Raw genomic sequence first — 930 nt, 5'->3', positions numbered from 1 at the left:
TAGTTCCTCAATCTGAAGTTAAAAAACTCGAACAAAGAATCAAAAGTCTGGAACGCATGCTCGGTAGAAAGACGGAAGAGAACGAAATCCTGAAAGAAGCGGTGATTCTAGCTCGTAAAAAAAAACTGATCTCGCAAAAGCCATTGGAAGGAATAGAAGGTTTCGAATGAGTCGGATCGCAGAAGCATTGGGAGTATCTCGATCGATTTTTTACTATAAGAATGGGTCTAGTCGCACAAGAAAAACTATCGATGGATTCAAAAATCATATCTTAGAGACGGTTCAAGAAGTCTGTAAAGAAAGACCAACTTATGGATATCCACGGGTTACTGCGATTGTCAATCGTATCAATAAAAACAAGGGTTTTGCATGTGTGAATCATAAACGGATTTATCGAATGATGAAAGAACAAAATCTACTTTTACAAAGACATACCGCTAGACCCAAACGCACACATGAAGGGAAAATCATCACGTTAAAAAGTAACATTAGATGGTGTTCCGACATCTTAGGAATTCGTTGTTGGGATGGAAAATTGATCTGGGTCGCTTTTGTAATGGATTGTCATGATAGAGAAATTATAAGCTATATTTCCTCAACGGTAGGAATCAAAGGTCAGATGATTCGGGATATCTTGCTTGAGGCAAAGGAACAGCGATTTGGCGATTCTATGCCACCTTCCATTCAATTTCTGTCTGACAACGGTCCTCAGTATACGGCTCTTGCCACTATGGCATTTGCGGAAACATTAGGATTTGAAATTTGTCACACCCCTGCTTATTCCCCTGAGAGTAACGGGATGGCAGAAGCATTTGTAAAAACATTTAAAAGGGATTATGTATATGTGAATCAGTTAAACCATGCAGAAGAAGTTATGATTAAAATTCATAATTGGATTGACGACTACAATACTTTTGCTCCCCATAAAGG

The 930-nt window shown here is 38.6% G+C and carries 1 protein-coding gene; it reads left to right on the top strand.

The genetic code is table 11. The features are described from left to right. Positions 1 to 166: 166 nt before the first annotated feature. Positions 167 to 930, top strand: a 764-nt coding sequence (locus EHS15_RS01725) for an IS3 family transposase (RefSeq protein ID WP_135758816.1), incomplete at its 3' end; no start/stop codon positions are given.

This window comes from Leptospira idonii, assembly GCF_004770995.1.
GTDB classification, from domain to species: Bacteria; Spirochaetota; Leptospiria; order Leptospirales; family Leptospiraceae; genus Leptospira_A; species Leptospira_A idonii.
This window is presented reverse-complemented; position numbering and strand designations above follow the sequence as displayed.